This window comes from Columbia Basin potato purple top phytoplasma (assembly GCF_028595955.1).
In the GTDB taxonomy this organism is placed as follows: Bacteria; Bacillota_I; Bacilli_A; order Acholeplasmatales; family Acholeplasmataceae; genus Phytoplasma.
In genome coordinates this window covers 1-302 of the sequence record NZ_JANHJP010000053.1, presented here as the reverse complement: position 1 = coordinate 302, position 302 = coordinate 1, and the positions used below count along the sequence as shown (strand labels likewise).

General features: G+C 20.2%; 1 protein-coding gene. It reads right to left on the bottom strand.

The annotated features are described in order from the left end of the window. Positions 1–13: 13 nt before the first annotated feature. On the bottom strand, positions 14–302 hold a 289-nt coding region (locus M8044_RS02540; protein WP_273585474.1), incomplete at its 5' end, for a hypothetical protein.

Sequence of the window (302 nt, the reverse complement as noted above, 5' to 3'; positions counted from 1 at the left end):
AATCAAAAGATATTTAAATATTGCAGATCATATTTGATTCATCTTTTATATTTTGGAAATTTATAAATGAAAATTGAATGTCAATCTGAAAATTTTGAATAAAATCTTTTACTTCGTTATATAAAAAAGTTTTAACTTCTTGTTTGAATATTTCTGAAGAACAAATATTTAAGAAATTTTGTTTTCCTGAAATTACTAAAATCCATTTATTATTTTTTTTATCCACAATTGTTGTTATCAAGCGGTAAGTTGTTTTGTTTTTCTCATTAAACCTTTCCATAAAAGAATTAAAATTATTTTGG